The organism is Pseudomonas mercuritolerans, assembly GCF_025706525.1.
Taxonomy (GTDB): Bacteria; Pseudomonadota; Gammaproteobacteria; order Pseudomonadales; family Pseudomonadaceae; genus Aquipseudomonas; species Aquipseudomonas mercuritolerans.
On record NZ_JAMSHA010000001.1, the window covers coordinates 562,459 to 583,203 of the forward strand.

A 20,745-nucleotide genomic window follows, 5' to 3' on the forward strand; every position below is an offset into this window, starting at 1 on the left:
GAACATGCCCGCTGCAAACGCCGCAAGTCCTTGGTACAAGCACCTCTGGCCGTGGATCATCATCGCGATTCTGGCCTGCTCGGTGGCCTTGACCCTGTCGATGGTGACCATCGCGGTGAACAACCCGGACAATCTGGTCAACGACAACTATTACGAAGCAGGCAAAGGCATCAACCGTTCACTGGATCGCGAGCTGCTGGCGCAAACCCTGAAGCTGCGTGCGGCGGTGCATCTGGATGACGTGACCGGTGAAGTCGATTTGCGCTTGAACGGTGACAGCCAGCCGCAAACCCTGGAACTGAACCTGATTTCGCCGACCCAGCCGGAGAAGGATCGCAAGATCGTGCTGACCCGCAGCGCAAGCGAAAGCGGGCGCTACATCGGCCAGTTGAGCGACAAGGTTGAAGGGCGACGGTTTGTCGAGTTGCTTGGCAGCCAGGATGAGCACGTGTGGCGCATGTTTGAAGAAGAGCTGGTCAGCCATGACAAGGAACTGCTGCTGGGTGATGAGCCATTGCAGGGTGCGGAAGATCTGAAGAAGTGAATCAAAATCAAGAGCCCCTCACCCTGGCCCTCTCCCGGAGGGAGAGGGGACTGATCTCGGTTGCCTGGAAGCGGGGCGTATGACAGTGACAATGTCGGCGACTGAAACCGCTCTTCAGGCTCACACCGATCGGCTCCCTCTCCCTCCGGGAGAGGGCTGGGGTGAGGGCAAGCGAACACCCCCAATGCAAGGGCTCACACCCTCATCAATGCCATGACCACCCCAGTTCCCTGCTACCACTGCGCCCTGCCCGTCCCGTCCGGCAGCCGCTTCACCGCCGTCGTCCTCGGGCAGGCCCGCGAGTTCTGCTGCCCGGGCTGTCAGGCGGTGGCCGAAGCCATCGTCGCCGGTGGTCTGGAAAGCTATTACCAGCATCGCAGCGAAGCCTCGGCCAATCCCGAAGCGCTGCCGGTGCAACTGACGGATGAACTGGCGCTGTACGACCGCGCCGACGTGCAGCAACCCTTCGTCCGTCATGAAGGCGATCTGGCCGAAACCACCTTGTTGATGGAAGGCATCAGTTGCGCCGCCTGCGGCTGGCTGATCGAGAAACACCTGCGCACCCTGCCCGCCGTCGCCGAGGCGCGGCTGAACCTGTCCAACCAACGCCTGCACGTACGCTGGGCCGACGCCCAATTGCCGCTGAGCCAGATCCTCGCCGAGCTGCGCCACATCGGTTACGCCGCTCACCCGTACCAGGCCGACCGTGCCAGCGAACAATTGGCCAGCGAGAATCGCCTGGCCCTGCGCCAGCTCGGCGTCGCCGGTCTGCTGTGGTTTCAGGCGATGATGGCGACCATGGCCACCTGGCCGGAATTCAACATCGACCTCAGTCCCGAGCTGCACACGATCCTGCGCTGGGTCGCGCTGTTTCTGACCACGCCAATCGTGTTCTACAGCTGCGCGCCGTTCTTCAAAGGTGCGATGCGTGATTTGCGCACCCGCCACCTGACCATGGACGTATCGGTGTCGCTGGCGATCGGGAGTGCTTACATCGCCGGGATCTGGACATCGATCACCGGGGTCGGCGAGCTGTACTTCGATGCAGTCGGCATGTTCGCGCTGTTTTTGCTCGCCGGGCGTTATCTGGAACGCCGCGCCCGCGAACGCACCGCTGCTGCCACCGCGCAACTGGTCAATCTGTTACCCGCCTCGTGCCTGCGCCTGGATAACAACGGTCAGAGCGAACGCATCCTGCTCAGCGAGTTGCGTGTGGGCGAGCGGATTCTGGTGCAGCCGGGCTCGATTCTGCCGGCTGACGGCAAGATCATCGACGGTCAGTCGAGCATCGACGAATCGCTGCTGACTGGCGAATACCTGCCTCAGCCACGTACGCTCGGCGATGCAGTAACTGCGGGCACGCTCAATGTCGAAGGCGCATTGACCGTGCAAGTGCAGGCGCTGGGACAGGACACGCGTCTCTCCGCGATCGTGCGCCTGCTCGATCGCGCTCAGGCGGAGAAGCCGCGCTTGGCAGAAATCGCCGACCGCGCCGCGCAATGGTTCCTGTTGCTGTCGCTGATTGCGGCGGCAGTGATCGGCCTGCTGTGGTGGCAGTTGGACTCAGCGCGGGCGTTCTGGATCGTCCTCGCCATGCTGGTTGCAACCTGCCCATGCGCGCTGTCGCTGGCGACGCCGACCGCCCTCACCGCCGCCACCGGCACCCTGCACAAACTCGGCCTGCTGCTGACACGCGGCCATGTGCTGGAAGGCTTGAACCAGATCGACACGGTGATTTTCGACAAGACCGGCACGCTCACTGAAGGTCGCTTGGTGCTGCGCTCGATTCGCCCGCTCGGCGCGCTCGACAGCGAGCAATGCCTGAGCCTTGCCGCTGCGCTGGAAAACCGTTCGGAACACCCGATCGCCCGGGCGTTCGGCCGTGCTCCACTGGCCGCTGACGATGTGCAGAGCACACCGGGGCTGGGCCTGGAAGGCGTGGTCGGTGAGCAACGCTTGCGCATCGGTCAGGCCGAATTTGCCTGCGCCCTGAGCGGCGCGGCACTGCCGTCAATGCCTGATGAAGCCGGACAATGGTTGCTGCTCGCCGACACGCACGGACCGCTGGCGTGGCTGGTGCTCGATGATCGCCTGCGTGACGATGCCCCCGCCCTGCTCGCGGCTTGCAAAGCGCGGGGCTGGCGCACCTTACTGTTGTCCGGCGACAGTTCGCCGATGGTCGCCAGTGTCGCCGCCGAACTGGGCATCGACGAGGCCCGTGGCGGTTTGCGCCCCGATGACAAACTGCAAGTGCTGCAACAACTGCACAAGGAAGGACGCAAAGTGTTGATGCTCGGTGACGGCGTCAACGACGTGCCGGTATTGGCTGCAGCCGACATCAGCGTGGCCATGGGCTCGGCCACCGATCTGGCGAAAACCAGCGCCGATGCGGTGTTGCTGTCCAACCGCCTCGACGCCCTGGTACAAGCCTTCACACTGGCGCGGCGCACGCGCCGGGTAATCATCGAAAACCTGCTGTGGGCAGCGCTGTACAATGGCCTCATGTTGCCGTTCGCCGCCCTCGGCTGGATCACTCCGGTGTGGGCGGCGGTCGGCATGTCGATCAGTTCGCTGACCGTGGTGCTCAACGCCCTGCGCCTGACTCGTCTGCCGAGCGCGCCGGCCGCCAGCAGCCCGACCCAAACCCGCCCGCTGCCGGCCTGAGCCGCGCGGGCCTGGAGTTACCGATGCCAGCTCTCTACGTGATGATTCCCGCTGCCTTGCTCATCGTCGCCATCGCCGTGTACATCTTCTTCTGGGCGGTAGACAGCGGCCAGTACGACGACCTCGACGGCCCGGCCCACAGCATCCTGTTTGACGATCAGGATCCCAACCACACCGCCGCGGTCGACGAAGCCAACGCACGCAAACCGGACGACAAGGCGCCACCCCATGCTTGAACTGGCGCCTCTGCTGGTTTCAGCGCTGATCCTCGGCCTGCTCGGTGGCGGCCATTGCCTGGGCATGTGCGGCGGCCTGATGGGCGCGCTGACCCTGGCGATTCCCAAAGAACAGCGCAGCCGGCGCTTCCGTCTGTTGCTCGCGTATAACCTCGGGCGGATTCTCAGTTATGCCACGGCGGGGTTGCTCATCGGCCTGGCCGGCTGGGCCGTCGCCAACAGCCCGGCGGCGCTGTTCATGCGCGTACTGGCCGGGTTGCTGCTGATTGCCATGGGCTTGTATCTGGCCGGTTGGTGGAGCGGGTTGACGCGTATCGAAGCGCTCGGGCGGGGTTTGTGGCGTTTCATTCAACCGGTGGCGAACCGCTTGCTGCCGGTTTCCAGCCTGCCGCGCGCCTTGCTGCTCGGTGCGCTGTGGGGCTGGCTGCCGTGCGGGCTGGTTTACAGCACCTTGCTGTGGAGCGCCAGCCAAGGCAATGCGCTGGACAGCGCGCTGTTGATGCTTGCGTTTGGCCTCGGCACGTGGCCGGTGCTGCTCGCCACCGGTCTCGCGGCTGAACGAGTCACCGCGATCCTGCGCAAACGCAGCGTGCGCATGGCGGGGGGCTTGCTGGTGATTGTGTTCGGGATCTGGACCTTGCCCGGGCCGCATCAGCATTGGCTCATGGGTCATTAGACCGCCGGCGCGGCCTTCGCGAGCAGGCTCGCTCCCACATGAGACTTGCAGCGAACACAAGACCTGTGGGAGCGAGCCTGCTCGCGAAGAGGCCCGCACGAACAACCCAAATCCTCGCCGTTGATGCAAATCAACATGCCCTGTCACGCCCTCCCCTAGACTCGCCACACTGCCAGCCTATCCGGGGGAATGCCCGCATGCTCGACGCCATTCGTTGGGACTCTGATCTGATCCGCCGCTACGATCTGGCGGGGCCACGCTACACCTCGTACCCGACCGCCGTGCAATTTCACGGTCAGGTCGGCACTTTCGACCTGTTCCACGCCCTGCGCGACAGCCGCAAGGCGCAGCGGCCGTTGTCGCTGTACGTGCATGTGCCGTTCTGCGCGAACATTTGCTACTACTGCGCCTGCAACAAGGTCATCACCAAGGATCGCGGTCGCGCGCAGCCATATCTGCAACGGCTCGAGCAGGAAATCCAGTTGATCGCCTGCCACCTCGACCCGGCGCAAACCGTCGAGCAACTGCATTTCGGCGGTGGCACACCGACCTTTCTCAGCCACGACGAGTTGCGTCAGTTGATGGCGCACCTGCGCAAGCATTTCAATTTGCTCAACGATGATTCCGGCGATTACGGCATTGAAATCGACCCGCGCGAAGCCGACTGGTCGACCATGGGCCTGCTGCGCGAACTGGGTTTCAACCGGGTCAGCATTGGCCTGCAAGACCTTGACCCGGCGGTGCAGCGCGCAGTCAATCGCCTGCAAAGCCTGGAAGAAACCCGCGCGGTGATCGATGCGGCGCGCACTTTGCAGTTTCGCTCGATCAACATCGATCTGATCTACGGCCTGCCAAAGCAGACACCGGACAATTTCGCCCGCACCGTCGAGGAAGTGATCAGTCTGCAACCGGATCGCCTGTCGGTATTCAACTACGCGCACCTGCCGGAACGCTTCATGCCCCAGCGGCGGATCAACAGCAGCGACTTGCCGAGCCCGGCGCACAAGCTGGAGATGCTCCAGCGCACCATCGAGCAACTGACCGCTGCCGGCTACCGCTACATCGGCATGGATCACTTCGCCCTGCCCGATGACGAGTTGGCGATCGCTCAGGAAGAACACACCCTGCAACGCAACTTTCAGGGCTATACCACCCACGGCCATTGCGACCTGATTGGTCTGGGCGTGTCGGCGATCAGCCAGATTGGCGATTTGTACTGCCAGAACAGCAGCGACCTCAACGCCTATCAGAACAGCCTCGCCAGCGCGCAGCTGGCGACCAGTCGCGGCCTGGTGTGCAACGCCGACGACCGCTTGCGCCGCGCAGTGATTCAGCAGCTGATCTGCAATTTCAAACTCGAATTCGCCGAGATCGAGCAGCAATTCAACATCGATTTCCAGGGCTATTTCGGTGCGCTGTGGCCGCAGCTGCAAGGCATGGCCGAGGATGGCCTGATCAGGCTCGAGCGCGAGCGCATCGAGGTGTTGCCGGCGGGCCGATTGCTGGTGCGTTCGGTGTGCATGGTCTTCGATGCGTACCTGGAGCAGCAGAACCGCCAGCGTTTCTCCCGAGTGATTTAAGGCTTGGTCAGCAACGAACCGACCTTGAGGTTCTGATCAGGGTTGAGCGCCGACTGGTTCATGACTTTCGACAAGGAAAGGTTGGCGGTGATCAGGCCGCTGTTGAGGGCGGCGATGGCGCCACGTAATGCGGCGAGCTTGTTGATCTTTTCCTCGTTGGAGAGGGTTCTGTCTGACATGACCGCCGCCATGCGCGCTTTTTTCTCGATGATTTCCTTTTGGATCTTGCGAATCATCTTCAGCAACTGCTGGATGTTCTCCGGCAAGCCACTGTTGTCGATGTCACTGTTTTCGCCGCCGACAGCGGCGGATTTGGCGATGGCCGCGCCGGACAGCGACACTTTGACACCCTCGACCAAGGTCGGGGTTGCGGTACGTGACAAGGTGTCCTCGCGGCCCACTGCAGCGTCGGGACCGGTTACCTCCGGCGAAGCAGCAATACCGCTGCTACCGGGGCTTAGCGTGCCAATGGCGGTCATCGGGGGCCTTCCTTGGATGAATGCTGATAACGGGTTATCGGCCGTAGGTGCTGCGGCTTTATGTCTGTAGGACAACGCCGCAGCGCGCTGGCCTGAATGTCCTTTGCTGGGTTACCCTTACGGCTTATGTGTGTTTTCCCACAAGGATTGAAGAAATGTCCGAGCCAGTCAAACTGCGCGCTCACAACCAGGCCCACTGCAAGGATTGCAGCCTGGCCCCGCTCTGCCTGCCACTTTCTCTGAATCTGGAAGACATGGATGCGCTCGACGAAATCGTTAAACGCGGCCGCCCGCTGAAGAAAGGCGAATTCCTCTTTCGCCAAGGCGACACCTTCGATTCTGTTTATGCAGTCCGCTCCGGCGCGCTGAAAACCTTCAGTCTGAGCGATGCCGGCGAAGAGCAACTGACCGGTTTCCACCTGCCAAGCGAACTGGTTGGTCTGTCGGGCATGGACACCGAAAAACACCCGGTCTCGGCCCAGGCGCTGGAGACTACGTCAGTCTGCGAAATTCCCTTCGAGCGCCTCGACGAACTGGCGCTGCAATTGCCACAACTGCGCCGCCAGTTGATGCGGGTGATGAGCCGCGAGATTCGCGACGATCAGCAAATGATGCTGCTGCTGTCGAAGAAGACCGCTGACGAGCGCATCGCCACTTTTCTGGTCAACCTGTCGGCACGCTTCCGCGCTCGCGGCTTCTCGGCCAACCAGTTCCGCCTGAGCATGTCGCGCAATGAAATCGGCAATTACCTGGGCCTGGCGGTGGAAACCGTGTCGCGGGTGTTCACCCGTTTCCAGCAGAACGAGCTGATTGCCGCCGAGGGCAAGGAGATCCATATCCTCGACCCGATCCAGCTGTGCGCGCTGGCCGGCGGTTCGATCGAAGGCTGATCACGACCCGCGGTTGAGCGAATCGTTTCAGCCGCGGGTATACTGCGCCGTTTGCAGCCCTGCCAGGACACCCCGATGGTCTTCGACTCCTTCGACATCAAATCCCTGATCCGCCCCGTGATCGACTTCCCCAAGCCGGGCGTGATCTTTCGCGACATCACCCCGCTGTTCCAGTCGCCGACGGCCCTGCGCCTGGTGATGGACAGCTTCGCCCACCGCTACGTCGAAGCCGACTTCACCCACATCGGCGCCATGGATGCCCGTGGTTTCCTGATCGGTTCTGTACTGGCTTATCAGTTGAACAAGCCGCTGGTGCTGTTCCGCAAGCAAGGCAAACTGCCGGCGGACGTGCTGGCCGAAGGTTATGCGACCGAATACGGCGAAGCGTTTCTGGAAGTGCACGCCGACAGCCTGTGCGAAGGCGATTCGGTGGTGATGTTCGATGACCTGATCGCTACTGGCGGGACGTTGATTGCAGCGGCCAACCTGATTCGCCGCATGGGCGCGCGGGTGCATGAAGCGGCGGCGATCATTGACTTGCCAGAGCTGCAAGGTTCGCAGCGCCTTGAGGACATGGGCATTCCTACGTTCTGCCTGACGCAGTTTGCTTTGACCGATAAATAAGCAGCGTCTGACAGGCCGCTTTCGCGAGCAGGCTCGCTCCCACAGGGCAATGCATTTCAACTGTGGGAGCGAGCCTGCTCGCGAAGGGGCCGTCAGCTGCACTGCAAGATCTAAAGCCCTATCTGCATTCTGATGATCTCGTCCATCACTTCCCTGTCCCGCCGCGTCTTCCTGGATTGCCAGTGTTGACAATCAAACCAGAGATCACTTCAACTCATTGGTCCGGATCTGGCTTGATCGCGATATCAGGCACTGGCTGATAGAACGGCCCATAGTCCAACAACAATTCATCTCCCTTCTTGATATCCGAAAGCGCCACATAGAACGTCAGGTTTTTCCCGACCGCAATGGAGATGACATTATTCGACTTCCACACAGGTCCGCTTTTCAGTTGCGAAGTGTTGATCAGGCTCAAGGTATTGCCAGTGTGCAGCCCGCTCACCGTACGCTTCACCGAACGTGTGCCGAAAATATAAGTCAGCACGGCCTCTGAACCTTGCTTGCGCTGCTCCTGAAACAACGATGCCTCTGATGGATGGTACTTGCCCGCATAAGGTCCGAGTACTTCAAATTGGGAGATATCGCGCCGCGCCCATACCGAAGCGCCTCGGGTCGGCCCACCATCATCCAACGAGATGATTACCTCCAGGCACTCATCAAATCGGGACTGATGTTGACCCTCGGTACGCAGCCAGTCTTTTATCGACGCCTTGATCTGAGCCGAAACCCGCTTCTTCGTTGCACTGTCGAGTCCATCACGCAGACCATTCCAGTAGGCGATACGAATGTCATCAATGGGTCCTTCAAGTGACCGGGTCAAGCTGAGTCTCGGATTCGCCGGATCCTGCAGAATCGGCAGAGTATTGTCGATCTGATGGCGACGTAACGGCGTAGAGACACCGGGCTCGGTCTTGATTACAACAGGCTCGACCGCCGAAGACGGCCCGGGGACTTCTGCATCCTCCGGCGTATCGGTCGAGCTGGCCTGGGCCGCCGCCTTCGGCGGCGGCGGCGGCGGATCCAAAGGATCTGATGCTGGCCGCTTTCGTGTCGTGCTCGCACCCGCCTGCTCCGCCGCGATATGTTGCTCCGCTCGATCGAGACGGCGCGTGGCGGCCTCTTTCAAGGTGCCGTCTGCGTCAACCAAAATTGCCCAACGGCTCGGGTTGAGCTCGTATTTGCGTATGAACTGCTCAGGTGTCATTGAGTTGTCAGGCTGCAAGAACTGCTCTCGCCAATGGTGTAAATGGTCGTCGGTAATCGTCTTGTAGGTGCGACCGACCAGCCTGTTCATCAGCGCCTCGCCGCTGGGGGTCAAACGGCCATTTAGCCGCACAAACGATTTCAGCCGTTCGGGATTCAGGTGGTAGTGATCAGCAAAAACTTTCATGGTCATTGCATCACGCGCCTGCTGGGTCATGCTCTGCCAACGACGAATGTTGACTTCGCTTATCTTATTGAAAGGCATTCCAGCAGGGCGATCACGCACAATCACGCCAGTAGCGCTCAGCGTGCCATCAGGCTCTACGTAATGTGCGAAGGTTTTAGGGAAGAGATTATGCTTGCGGGCAAACTCTTCAGGGGGCAGCCCTAACCGCTTCTTGAGCCATAATGCCTCCCAGGCCCGCAAATGTTCAGCCGTCACCTTGGTTGTTTTGGCGTCCAGATCCGCTTCGGTAACGTCAGGAGACGGCGTGCTGTTCTGCCCTGCACGATCCAGACGTCGCACCGCTTCATCTTTTAATGAACCGTTGTCATTAACGTATCTTTTCCATTTGATTGGGTTCAGTTTGTTGCGCCTGACGAATTGTTCTGGCGTGACAGCGTCGTCCGCACTGGCAACGAGCTCGCTCCAATCGCGTAAATGCTTATTGGTAATCGGTTCATAGATACCACCCTCTGCCTTGAACAAAAGCGTCTCACCAATCGCAGTCAGGCGCCCGTCCGCATGCACGTGGTTTTTCAGTGTTCCCGGGTTTAAATGGTGCTGACCGGCAAATCCTTCCAGGGTCGTTGCGTCTCGCACTTGCTCTGACATGCCTTGCCAGCTGCGGACGTGCGTGGCAGTCACCATATTGAAGGGCATGTTGGCGGGGCGGTCGCGCACCAGCACGCCGACGTCACTCAGCCGGCCGTCAGAGTTCACATAGTGGGCAAAGGTTTTCAAAGACAGGTGGTGCTGTTGGGCAAAGCCTGGCGGGGTCAGCTTGCGCTGCTCTTGAGGTGAATGCGCCTCCCAGGCCCGCAAATGCTCGGCGGTGATCCTGTTCCTGTGTGTACCCAGCGCCTGGACCGCGGGTAGTGCGGGGTTTTTCTTTGCCTGTTGCAGACGTTGCTCAGTCGCCTTTCTAAAGGAACCATCGGGGTTGACTTGAAACCTCCACAGGTTCGGGTTCAGCTCATGCTGACGCAGGAACGCCTCCTCGGCAATCGATCCATCCCCTTGGGCCAAGAGCTTGCTCCACTCACGCAAATGCTCATCGGTAATCGTCTTGTAGGCCCCCCCACCCGCCTTGAACAACAGGGCTTCTCCGCCAGGAGTCAACGTCCCTTTGCTCCGTACGTACGACCTGAATGTATTGAGATACAAATGGTGATGTGCGGCAAATCCATCTATGGTCATTGCATCGCGCGCCGGCTGTGTCATGTTTTGCCAACTACGGACGTGCTCGGCGGTTATCTCATTGTAGGGCGAGCCCATTGGACGGTCTCGCACAAGTACGCCCGTAGCGCTTAGCTGACCGTCAGGTTGTACAAAGTGCTCAAAGGTTTTTATGGACAGATGATGTTCCTGCGCAAACCCCTTCCGTGTAATCCGCAACTGTTCCTCGGCTGACAGGGCTTCCCACGCTCGCAGATTTGCGCCCGTGATTCTCTGCACGCTTGAACGGCCTGCTGCCGGCCCGGTGGTGCTGATCCGCGCGACACGTTGCAGAGCAGCGTCTTTCAGAGAATCATTGCTGTGAACGTATTTCTCCCACAGTCGTGGATCGAGCCCGTGTTGTTGCCTGAACTGCCCTGCCGTGACTGAGTTGTCCGGTTGGTCGTATAGCTCCTGCCACAAGCGTAAATGTTCATCGGTAATTTTGTTATATATGCCACCACCCTCCCGGTACAGCAGCGATTCACCTTGGAGCGACAGGCTGCCATCGACGTGTACGTGATTTTTGAACGTCTGCGGCTGCAGGTGATGGTGAGCGGCAAATCCTTCAAGGGTCATCGCATCGCGCGCTTGCTGCGTCATGGATTGCCAGCTACGAACCTGCGCTGCAGTGACCGCATTGAAGGCCGTCCCGGCAGCGCGGTCACGCAGGAGCAGTCCTGTAGCACTTAGTTGGCCGTCAGCGTTTACGTAATATTCAAAGGTTCTTGCAGAGACGCGCTTCTGACGTGCAAAGCCCCGACGAGTGAGTGTCAGCTGTTCCTCGCGCGACAACGCCTCCCACGCTCGCAAATGTTCAGCGGTAATATTCCCACCACCGGATAAACCCAGGCGTTGCCACTGGTCACCGTGAACATGCTGGATCAGCAACTCGGTTTGCCGGGTATTGTGATAAACCCGCGCCTGAACGACGCCGTCTTCCGTGCGCGTGACCTGTCGCACTTCGTACACAGCCGTTGTACCCCGGTTATCAATATGGCGTACATGGGAAAGATACCCATCGGCAGCAACATAGACACCCTGGCTGTTGCGCGTAAGCCCGGCGATACGCGATTCAGGTACGGCAAGGCGACCGTAGCGCTCATGACTCAGCGCCAGCGCCTCGTCTATATGGGCTGTCCAGACCTGGCCTGCAACAGCCTGGGTCGCAACTTCGAAGTCCTCGAGCGGACGACCGAAAGGCCTCATGGAATCGGCGTCAAAGGCGTACCAGTGTCCGCTCCTGAGGACCGCAGCGACCTCCAACTTGTGTCCCGCTATATTCAACCCCCCGATCGCCGCAGCGTCGTACTGTTTGCTCACCGCCTTCAAGACATCGTAACTGGCAGCTGCCCCCCTGAGCCTGTTGATCGCTCTGACGCCTTTGGACACTACGTACAAGCCGCCAACGCCGGCAAGTCTGGCCAAATCTCCCACCCCACCGACGGGATTGAGCAATTCTATGGCCGACACACCGATAACGTTGGCCGACCTTAATACCTTGGCTCCGGCAGAAACGGCAGTACGTCCGATCTTCAGGAGTTTGCCGGCAGTGGCGGCACCAGCAGTGAGAAATCCGAACACGTCCAGCAGCAGATCAAATACTGCCTCGCCATAACTACCGGCCCGAAGATTGGCTATTGCAGAGCGGAAAGGAATCAGGTTCAGCAGAAAATCGTTCAAGGGCCTTGGAGCGAAATATTCATCTAACGGGGTTTGCCCGCGTGCCAACTGCTTTATTGCAGGATCATCGAGATCAAGGTGCTGGACAAATACATCGGCAATGCCACGGGCACGCGCGCTGTTGAAGCTGTCCAATAGTGAGTCGTTCAAGGATTGCTCGCGACCCAGATCATTTTCGGTGTCTCCTGGTTTGAGCTCTCTGGTCGTGAAGTATTTGTTGGCATCTCTTGATTGCTTGCTCTTCGCTCTGTTCAGGTTCGCCTGTTCAATCGCACCTTTTTCGAAATTGATTTCGTATGCCTGGAAGCTTCCGCGCAGCTCGGTTCTGAGGAGCAGCCAGGGCTCTTTTTGTTCCGGACTGTTATTGAAAAAACCGTCGGATGTATACGAACTCTCCTGAAAGAAGGTGAGTTTTGCGAATTGCAGAGTTTTCCTGTCTGCCAATGGAAGCTGCGCGATCATGTGCCTGACCGTTGCAGCGACGGCGGATTTTTTCTCGCTGATTGCATTGGCGAACTGCTCTTCGAAAGCCGCCAGCACGCCAAATGCCGGGTTATGGTTTACAGCCTCCAGCGGAAGGCGAGCGTCGGTTGACTTGAGGGGCCGCAGATTGGGCAGGTCCATCATTGCGTAATCCAGAAGCGAATGAGTGCCACCGAACCCTCTTTGCCCGTTTTCCCCTCGATACATATCTGTACTGAGCGCCTTCACTTCAAACAGCGCACCGAGATCACCAAATCGCTTCTTCAGAATTGCCAGTGCGATTTCTCTGCGCGTTGGTATCTCACTGGTCAATATGCTGGAGGCAGCAAGTCGCTGATCAAGTTGTGCGTTGAATGCATTTCTCGCCGTTTCGAGTGTCGCGGCGGTGTACGCGTCATCGTAGTTTCTTCTTATCACTCCGTTGGCTACTGCCCAATCCAGTACCGAAACTGTCCGGGCGCTTTGAGTGACGGCGGTATCGATCTGGCGGAATTGGTCAGCATCATTCATGACCTGAGCGAACGTCATGTCGAGAACCTTGCCCGGGTGCAACGCCTCTATTGTCATTGCCGCGATCGTCACGTTGGCCCAGGCCTGGCTGCCGATTGTTACATTAGGGGGAACCTGCTGAATCAACAGAGACGGGGCGATTCTGGCAATCAGGATGCGGGCACCGATTTTTGCCATTGCGGCGCTGGTGCGACCGGTCGAGCTCAAGTGCTCAGCAAGACCATCCACGACCGCGCGAGGAGCCTTTCCCCAATACTGCTCACTGGCCAGGTCAAAACCAGCGACTTTATTGCGCACGGGGGCGACGATTGATTCAGGATCCAGCTGCAGAGCAATCCCGGCCAGCAGGTAATCCGTGACGCTTCTATCGCTTTCCATGCCCTGCATTTTATGTTGCAGCGCTTTGCCCATCAGCTGCCCCTGTGGGGAGTCGACCAACGCTTCGAGCATCTTCGCCGGCTCATGCTGCGCCATTAAGGGGATGGGGTGGCAATAGTTCAGGAACTCCAGCACACCGCCCTTGATTTGCATGACCAGCGGCTGATCGCCCAAATGGTGTTGATGGCTCATGGTGACAAGACGCAAGCGGCGCTGCTCGTCTGTGTTCAAGGGAATCGACCATGACAACGCTCCTCCGAGATTGCCCAAGCGGCGCAATTCGGCGCCGGCGATTCTGTCAACGTCGGGAGGTAACGCAATATCCCCTCTTGATCCCTCAGGGGTGGTCAACGACTCGACTTTGTCGGCTGGTGGGTGCGCGTGGTTATCAGATGTACTGGCCACGAACGGAAGATGTGGGGGTGCTGGGGTAATGCCGGTCATGAAAAATACCTGTCCTTGGTAAAAAGTCATCCTGCTGTACTGCTCTTGGGGAATGTACCTGCCAGTCCGTGATGCAGTCACCCCGCCTTCGCGGCGAATTTGATTCAAGTTATCTTCGCTGTCCCTCCGGGCGAGCTTGCTCACAAGCAGCCCTCACGCTTTTGGTCAAAGCCCCATCTGCTTGCTGATGATTTCGTTCATCACTTCCCGCGTCCCGCCGCCAATCGACAGAATGCGGTTATCCCGATACAGCCGTTCCACCAGGCTTTCGCGCATGTAACCGAGCCCGCCAAGAATCTGCACGGCCTCGGTGGTGATACGGTCCGAGGTGTCGGTGGCGAAGTTCTTCGCCATGGAAATCTCCTTGATCACGCTCTGCCCCGCCGCCATTTTTGCCGCTTGCCGATACGTGAACTCGCGCGACACTTCCAGCGCCGTGGCCATTTCGGCGAGCCGATGCTTGATCACCTGAAATTTGCCGATGGGCTTGCCGAATGCCTCCCGCTCGCGCGCCCACTTCAGGCTCTCCTCCAGCGCCAATTGCGCCGTCATGTTGGCCATCAGCGCCAGCGCCAGGCGTTCGCTCTGGAAATTGCCCATGATGCAGGCGAAGCCCATGTTCTCCCCGCCGATGAGGTTTCCTACAGGCACGCGGCAATCGTCGAAGAACAATTCAGCCGTGTCCGACGCCCACCAGCCCATTTTCTTTAACTGCCGACCCACGGTGAACCCAGGCGTACCCTTCTCGATCAGCAACAAACTGATGCCGCCAAACCCCGGCGCACCGGTACGCACAGCGACGGTGTAGAAATCCGCGCGCACGCCGCTGGTGATAAAGGTCTTGCTGCCGCTGACCCGGTAGAAGTCACCGTCACGCACGGCGCGGGTTTGCAGGTTGGCGACGTCGGAACCGCCACCGGGCTCGGTCACCGCCAGGGCGCTGATCTTTTCGCCGCTGAGCACTTGGGGGACGACCCGCTCTCGCACCTCAGGCCGCGCCCATTTGACGATCGGTGGCAGGCCGATATCCAGCGAACCCAGCCCCGCCACCAGGCCACCAGAGCCACAGCGCATCAGCTCTTCACTGGCGGCGACCTTGGCGAACAGATCGCCTTCATGGCTGCCGCCAAGCGCTTCGGGATAGCCGATACCGAGAATGCCCGCCGCACCGGCCTTGAGGTACAGCTCACGGGGAAAGCTTTCGGCTTCTTCCCACTGATCGATGTCCGGCAGGATCTCGCGCTCGACGAAACGTCTGACGCTGTCGCGTATCAATTGGTGGCTGGGGTCGAAGTATTCCTGAAAGGCAGGCATGGGCGAGCTCCACGGAAGGGTTCGCCGACGTTAACCGAGCGCTTGCTTGGTTATCAATGAGATTGTGTGAATCAGATGGACCGCGGCGCGCCATTCGCGAGCAGGCTCGCTCCCACAGGGGATTTGTGAACGACACAAAAATGTGGGAGCGAGCCTGCTCGCGAAGGCGTCAGTTCAGACGCCGCAAATTCAGAGGGAAATCGGTTTACGCCCGGCAAACGAATGCGCCAGCGTGCCGCCGTCGACCAGCTCCAGCTCACCGCCCAGCGGCACGCCGTGGGCAATCCGCGAGGCGACCAGGCCTTTGTTGTTGAGCAACTGCGCGATGTAGTGCGCCGTCGCTTCGCCTTCCACGGTCGGGTTGGTGGCGAGGATGACTTCGGTAAAGGTCCCCGCCTCTTCAATCCGCGCCATCAGTTGCGGAATACCGATCGCTTCCGGCCCCAGGCCATCCAGCGGCGACAAGTGCCCCTTGAGCACGAAATAGCGGCCACGGAAGCCGGTCTGCTCTACCGCATAAACATCCATCGGCCCTTCGACCACGCAAAGCAGCGTGTCATCGCGGCGCGGGTCGGCGCATTGCGGGCACAGATCGTCTTCGGTCAGCGTGCGGCATTGGCGGCAATGGCCGACGCCTTCCATGGCCTGGCTCAAGGCCTGGGCCAGACGCGTACCGCCGCTGCGATCACGTTCGAGCAACTGCAACGCCATGCGCTGAGCGGTTTTCTGACCCACGCCCGGCAAGGTGCGCAGAGCGTCGATCAGTTGGCGAATCAAAGGGCTGAAGCTCATGGGTAAACAGTCCGACTAAACAACGAGACGCGGTTTATACCCGCGCCTCTGGCCAGCGTCAAATCCTCAGTCCTGGGCGACCCGGACTACCAGTTTGCCGAAGTTGCGCCCTTCCAGCAGACCGATGAAAGCCTCGGGCGCCTGCTCCAGGCCTTCGACCACATCCTCGCGGAATTTCACTTTGCCGTCGCGTACCCACGGCACCATGTGGCTGATGAATTCCGGCTGACGATCACCATAGTCATCGAAGACGATGAAGCCCTGAATCCGCACACGTTTGGTCAACAGTGTGCGTTGCAGCATCGGCAGGCGATCCGGGCCGGTCGGCGCTTCGGCGGCGTTGTAGCCGGCGATCAGGCCGCACAACGGGATGCGCGCCTTGGGATTGAGCAACGGCACGACCGCGTCGAAGACATGGCCGCCGACGTTCTCATAATAAATGTCGATGCCGTTGGGGCAGGCCTTGGCCAGTTGCTCGGCGAAGTCGTCGGCCTTGTGGTCGATGCAGGCATCAAAACCCAGCTCCTCAACGACGTATCTGCACTTCTCGGCACCACCGGCCACGCCGACCGCGCGCAGACCTTTGATCTTCGCCACTTGCCCAACCACCGAGCCGACGGCGCCGGACGCCGCAGCCACCACCAGGGTTTCGCCTTCTTTCGGCTGGCCGATGTCCATCAGGCCCATGTACGCGGTCATGCCCGGCATGCCCAGTACGCCAAGGGCCATCGAAGGGCTAGGCAGGCCGGCCGGGATCGGCATGATGTTGCGGCCATCGCTGATGCTGTGGCTCTGCCAACCGGTGGCGCCAACCACCAGATCACCGGTGTGGAATTTCGGGTGATTGGACTGCTCGACCCGGCTGACCGCGCCGCCGGTCATGACTTCGCCGATTTGCACTGGCGCAGCGTAGGACGGTGCGTCGCTCATACGTCCGCGCATGTACGGGTCGAGCGACAGGTACAGGGTTTTCAGCAATACCTGGCCGTCCTGCAGATCCGGCAGCGCCTCGCGCTCGAGACGAAAGTTCTCCGGGGTCGGCGCGCCGGTCGGGCGCGAGGCGAGGACGAAGCGTTGATTGAGGGTGAGAGGGTCGGACATGTCAGCGTCTCCTGTGAATGGGGAATTCGGTGTATAGGGAGCAGACCTTGGTTGCCGTGGTGTGTTCGATGTTTCTTCAGTTTTGAACGAGGCGCCCCCCCTTCGCGAGCAGGCTCGCTCCCACAGGGGAATGCATTCCAAATGTGGGAGCGAGCCTGCTCGCGAAGGCGTCAGTCCAGCCGGCATATGTCCATCAGGCAGAAACAAAAATGCCAGGCGCGATGCCTGGCATTTTGTGTAGCTCATCTGCCGCCCAAAGGCGAATCAGAATGGCAGTTTCATACCCGCTGGCAGGTTCATGCCGGCGGTCATGCTGCCCATTTTTTCCTGGCTGTTGGCTTCGATCTTGCGCACGGCGTCATTGACGGCGGCGGCGACCACGGCTTCCAGCATCTCTTTGTCGTCTTCGCTCAGGCCTTCGACCAGGCTTGGGTCGATGCTCACGCTCTTGACGTCGTGACGACCGGTCATCACCACGGTGACCATGTCGCCGCCGGCCTTGCCGGTGACTTCGGCGTTGGCCAGTTCTTCCTGCATCTTGGCCATTTTTTCCTGCATCTGCTGCGCCTGCTTCATCAGGCCGGCCATGCCACCTTTCATCATGGGAATCACCTCAAACGTACTTGGATAAAACAGCGCCCGGCCATCGAGGCCGAGCACCTTCAGTTATTAGCCTTGGGTGACCAAGGCGTCGACAGGTTCAATAGTATCGCTTCGCACCACTGCGCCGAACTGCTGAACCATCTGCTGGATGAACGGATCACCGTGGATCGATTCCTCCGCCTCACGCTGGCGATTGGCGCGGCGGCGCGAGGCGGCCTGGGCCGGGGTTTCCTGCTCGGGCTTGATCAGCTCGATGGTCAGCGTCAGCGTGCGCCCGTGGAACTGGTTCAACGCGTCGTTGAGGCGACGCTGTTGCGTGGCGTTGAACAGGGCGCTGTGAGCCGGATCAAGGTGCATCAGCCAGTGATCGCCATCGACCGCAATCAACGTGCAGTTGGCGGCGATGCTGCCGGTCATGCCGGAAATCGGCAGTTTCGGGAACAGCTCCAGCCATTGCAGGGCCAGACCGGTGGCCGGCGCGGCGGCAGGTTCCGGCTCGGGCTCAGGATCGGGATCGGCAGCGTGTTCGCTGGCCAGTTCGTCGAGATAGCTGTAGGCCGAATCCATGTCCGGCTCGATGTAGTCTTCATCCAGCGGCGGTTCGTCGTCCATGTCCATGCCCGGCGTAGCGGCATCGACGTCAGCGACGGATGGCTCGGGAATTGGCGCGGCAGCCCACTCCGGCGCATCCGGGACCACGCTGTCCGGGGTCGGCAACGGCATCGGCGGCAATTCAGGCTGCTCGCCAGCAGTTTCCAGTACCGGCTCGACGGCGGGTTGCTGTACCGGCGCTGGCTCGGCCTCGGCTTCCACCGGGTCGTTCCACGGCAGATCGACCACGGCTTCGACGGCGACTGGCTCAGGCTCCGGTTGTGCTTCGACAACCGGCGCCACAGGTTCTGGCTCGGCAACCGGCGCCGCTACCGGTGCGGGCGCAGGTGTGGGCGCAACAGCCGCAGCGACCACCGGCGCAGGCTTCGGCGCGGCAGCCACTGAGTTTGCGGAATCAACTGTGGCCTGGCTGATCCCCACTGGCTTTAGCGGTTGCCTCGGCGCGTCCGCCGTATCCGCCGGGCGGAACGCGAGCATCCGCAGCAAGACCATTTCGAAACCGCCGCGCGGGTCCGGCGCCAGCGGCAAATCGCGGCGCCCGATCAGGCCCATCTGGTAATAGAACTGCACGTCTTCGGCCGGCAACGCTTGGGCAAGGGCCAATACGCGATCACGGTCGCCGTGGCCATTGTCGACCCCTTCCGGCAACGCCTGAGCGATGGCCACGCGGTGCAGCACGTTAAGAATTTCCGAGAGCACGCCGTTCCAGTCCGGGCCTTGCTCGGCCAAGTGACGCACGGCTTCGAGCAGCGCCTTGGCATCGCCTTCGATCAGCGCATGCAGCACGTCATAGACCTGACCGTGATCCAGTGTGCCGAGCATCGCGCGCACGTCGGTCGCGAGGACCTTGCCTTCACCGAACGCGATGGCCTGATCGGTCAGGCTCATGGCGTCACGCATCGAACCGTCAGCCGCGCGGCCGAGCAGCCACAGTGCATCGTCTTCGAACGGTACGTTTTCCGCGGTCAGAACGTGGGTCAAGTGCTCGACCACACGCTCGGGCGTCATGTTCTTCAGGGAGAACTGCAGGCAACGCGAAAGAATCGTTGCCGGAAGTTTCTGCGGATCGGTGGTCGCCAGGATGAACTTGACGTAGGGCGGCGGCTCTTCGAGGGTTTTCAGCAGCGCATTGAAGGAATGGCTGGAAAGCATGTGCACTTCGTCGATCAGGTAGACCTTGAAGCGCCCACGGCTTGGCGCGTACTGCACGTTATCGAGCAGTTCGCGGGTGTCTTCGACCTTGGTGCGGCTGGCGGCGTCGATCTCGATCAGGTCGACAAAACGGCCTTCATCGATCTCGCGGCACACCGAACACTCGCCGCAGGGGCTGGAAGTGATACCTGTCTCGCAGTTCAGGCACTTGGCAATGATCCGCGCGATGGTGGTCTTGCCGACCCCGCGCGTCCCGGTGAACAGGTAGGCGTGGTGCAGCCGCTGGCTGTCCAAGGCATTGATCAGAGCCTTGAGCACATGGGTCTGGCCGACCATTTCGCGGAACGAGCGTGGACGCCATTTACGTGCAAGAACCTGATAACTCATCGAAAACCGTCGCAGCGAAGGAAGCAGAAGCGGCTAATGCTAGCGGAGCAAGGGCAAAATTGCATCCGGTGTCCTCGTCTAATATGGCTAAGCTGCATCAGCAGAGGCTTTTATCAGCTCGGGATGGGGAATTACCGGAGCGTCTATGCGGTGGGCCGTGGCGGCATTGCTGGGTATCAGCCTCAACGCGATGGCAGCGCAAGCGCCGTTGCGCTTCGCCGTGCCGGACAGTTGGGCGATGCCGATGGTGCAACTGCAAAGCGGCAGACCGACCCAGGGCATCCTGCATGACATTCTGCTCAGCCTGGCGACCCAGGTCGGCGCGCCCGCGCAATTCGTCGTCCTGCCGCGCGCGCGGGTACAGAGCGCCATGGAGCACGGCGACATCGACGTGCGCTGCTATGCCGCACAGTCGTGGCTGCCGAATCAGTCCGGCGATTACATCTGGAGCGTGCCGCTGTGGTTTCAGCGCGACCTGCTGATCAGCCGCAAGGAACAACCGGCGCAGATCAATCCCGCCCGGCTGCCGCGCCAGGCCATCGGCACCGTCCTCGGTTACAGCTACCCTACCCTGCAACCGCTGTTCGACGCCGACCAGTTGCAACGCGAAGACGCGCGCAATCAGGAACAGGTACTGGAAAAGCTCCTAGCCGGGCGATATCGCTATGCGGTGAGCAATCAGTGGACGCTGGACTGGATCAATCAGCGCCTGTTGCCGGAGCAGCAGCTGCAAGGGGTCGCGGTGTTGCAGGAACAGAATATCGGCTGCTATGTGCGGAACGACCCGAAAGTGCCGGTGCAGCGGATCCTGCGCACGTTGCTGCGGATGAAAATGTCCGGCGAGATCGACGACATAATCCGGCTCTACACCGGCGCCGCTTCAACCACACCCTAACCCCGTGTGGGAGCGAGCCTGCTCGCGAAAGCGGTAAAACAGGCGACACAATTGTTG

15 protein-coding genes are annotated in these 20,745 nt (G+C 60.5%); 8 read left to right on the forward strand and 7 right to left on the reverse strand.

The features are described from left to right. The first annotated feature begins 4 nt into the window (after nt 1-4). From ND528_RS02555 to hemN, 5 genes are all read left to right on the forward strand, one after another. The gene (locus ND528_RS02555; protein WP_122705783.1) at nt 5-544 is read left to right on the forward strand and encodes a FixH family protein; all 540 of its coding nucleotides are present in this window, start codon (nt 5-7) and stop codon (nt 542-544) included. 213 nt (nt 545-757) lie between these two features. Beyond that, nucleotides 758-3,208 carry a heavy metal translocating P-type ATPase gene (locus ND528_RS02560; protein ID WP_263469606.1) on the forward strand — a complete coding sequence of 817 codons (2,451 nt, stop codon included), beginning with the start codon at nt 758-760 and terminating at the stop codon, nt 3,206-3,208. Nucleotides 3,209-3,231: 23 nt separating this feature from the next. Further along, nucleotides 3,232-3,444 (forward strand): cbb3-type cytochrome oxidase assembly protein CcoS, encoded by a 213-nt coding sequence (ccoS, locus tag ND528_RS02565; protein WP_130911523.1) that lies wholly within the window; start codon nt 3,232-3,234, stop codon nt 3,442-3,444. Then, on the forward strand, nt 3,437-4,120 hold the full coding sequence (locus ND528_RS02570) for a sulfite exporter TauE/SafE family protein (protein ID WP_130911524.1): 684 nt from the start codon (nt 3,437-3,439) through the stop codon (nt 4,118-4,120). Before ccoS ends, ND528_RS02570 begins: the two co-directional genes overlap by 8 nt. Before the next feature lie 197 nt (nt 4,121-4,317). Continuing rightward, entirely contained in the window at nt 4,318-5,700 is a 1,383-nt protein-coding gene (gene hemN, locus ND528_RS02575; RefSeq protein ID WP_130911525.1) for an oxygen-independent coproporphyrinogen III oxidase, read from the forward strand. On the opposite strand, the gene ND528_RS02580 is transcribed toward hemN, so the two are convergent. Further along, nucleotides 5,697-6,179, reverse strand: coding sequence for a hypothetical protein (locus tag ND528_RS02580; protein WP_130911526.1), 483 nt, complete (start codon nt 6,177-6,179; stop codon nt 5,697-5,699). The genes hemN and ND528_RS02580 overlap by 4 nt on opposite strands. A 155-nt stretch (nt 6,180-6,334) precedes the next feature. Between ND528_RS02580 and fnr the strand changes: the two genes are divergently transcribed. Beyond that, entirely contained in the window at nt 6,335-7,069 is a 735-nt protein-coding gene (gene fnr / locus ND528_RS02585; RefSeq protein ID WP_016773865.1) for a fumarate/nitrate reduction transcriptional regulator Fnr, read from the forward strand. A 75-nt stretch (nt 7,070-7,144) separates the two neighbouring features. Then, entirely contained in the window at nt 7,145-7,693 is a 549-nt protein-coding gene (locus ND528_RS02590) for an adenine phosphoribosyltransferase (protein WP_007918333.1), read from the forward strand. Nucleotides 7,694-7,907: 214 nt separating this feature from the next. Here the strand turns inward: ND528_RS02590 and ND528_RS02595 are convergent, their stop codons facing one another. The 6 genes from ND528_RS02595 to dnaX form a co-directional block, all read right to left on the reverse strand. Continuing rightward, nucleotides 7,908-13,832, reverse strand: coding sequence for an SET domain-containing protein-lysine N-methyltransferase (locus ND528_RS02595; RefSeq protein WP_263469607.1), 5,925 nt, complete (start codon nt 13,830-13,832; stop codon nt 7,908-7,910). A gap of 165 nt (nt 13,833-13,997) precedes the next feature. Next, nucleotides 13,998-15,146, reverse strand: coding sequence for an acyl-CoA dehydrogenase family protein (locus tag ND528_RS02600; RefSeq protein ID WP_263469608.1), 1,149 nt, complete (start codon nt 15,144-15,146; stop codon nt 13,998-14,000). A 189-nt stretch (nt 15,147-15,335) separates the two neighbouring features. Beyond that, nucleotides 15,336-15,938 carry a recombination mediator RecR gene (recR, locus tag ND528_RS02605; protein ID WP_016773861.1) on the reverse strand — a complete coding sequence of 201 codons (603 nt, stop codon included), beginning with the start codon at nt 15,936-15,938 and terminating at the stop codon, nt 15,336-15,338. Nucleotides 15,939-16,004: 66 nt separating this feature from the next. Beyond that, a complete protein-coding gene (locus ND528_RS02610) occupies nt 16,005-17,039 on the reverse strand; it encodes an NADP-dependent oxidoreductase (RefSeq protein WP_130911529.1) in 1,035 nt (344 codons plus the stop codon). 264 nt (nt 17,040-17,303) lie between these two features. After that, nucleotides 17,304-17,642: a YbaB/EbfC family nucleoid-associated protein gene (locus ND528_RS02615; RefSeq protein WP_003223337.1), complete on the reverse strand. Its 339-nt coding sequence runs from the start codon at nt 17,640-17,642 to the stop codon at nt 17,304-17,306. 66 nt (nt 17,643-17,708) lie between these two features. Next, entirely contained in the window at nt 17,709-19,793 is a 2,085-nt protein-coding gene (gene dnaX / locus ND528_RS02620) for a DNA polymerase III subunit gamma/tau (RefSeq protein WP_263469609.1), read from the reverse strand. 145 nt (nt 19,794-19,938) lie between these two features. On the opposite strand from dnaX, the gene ND528_RS02625 reads away from it, so the two are divergent. Then, entirely contained in the window at nt 19,939-20,688 is a 750-nt protein-coding gene (locus ND528_RS02625; RefSeq protein ID WP_263469610.1) for a substrate-binding periplasmic protein, read from the forward strand. Nucleotides 20,689-20,745: the final 57 nt, after the last annotated feature.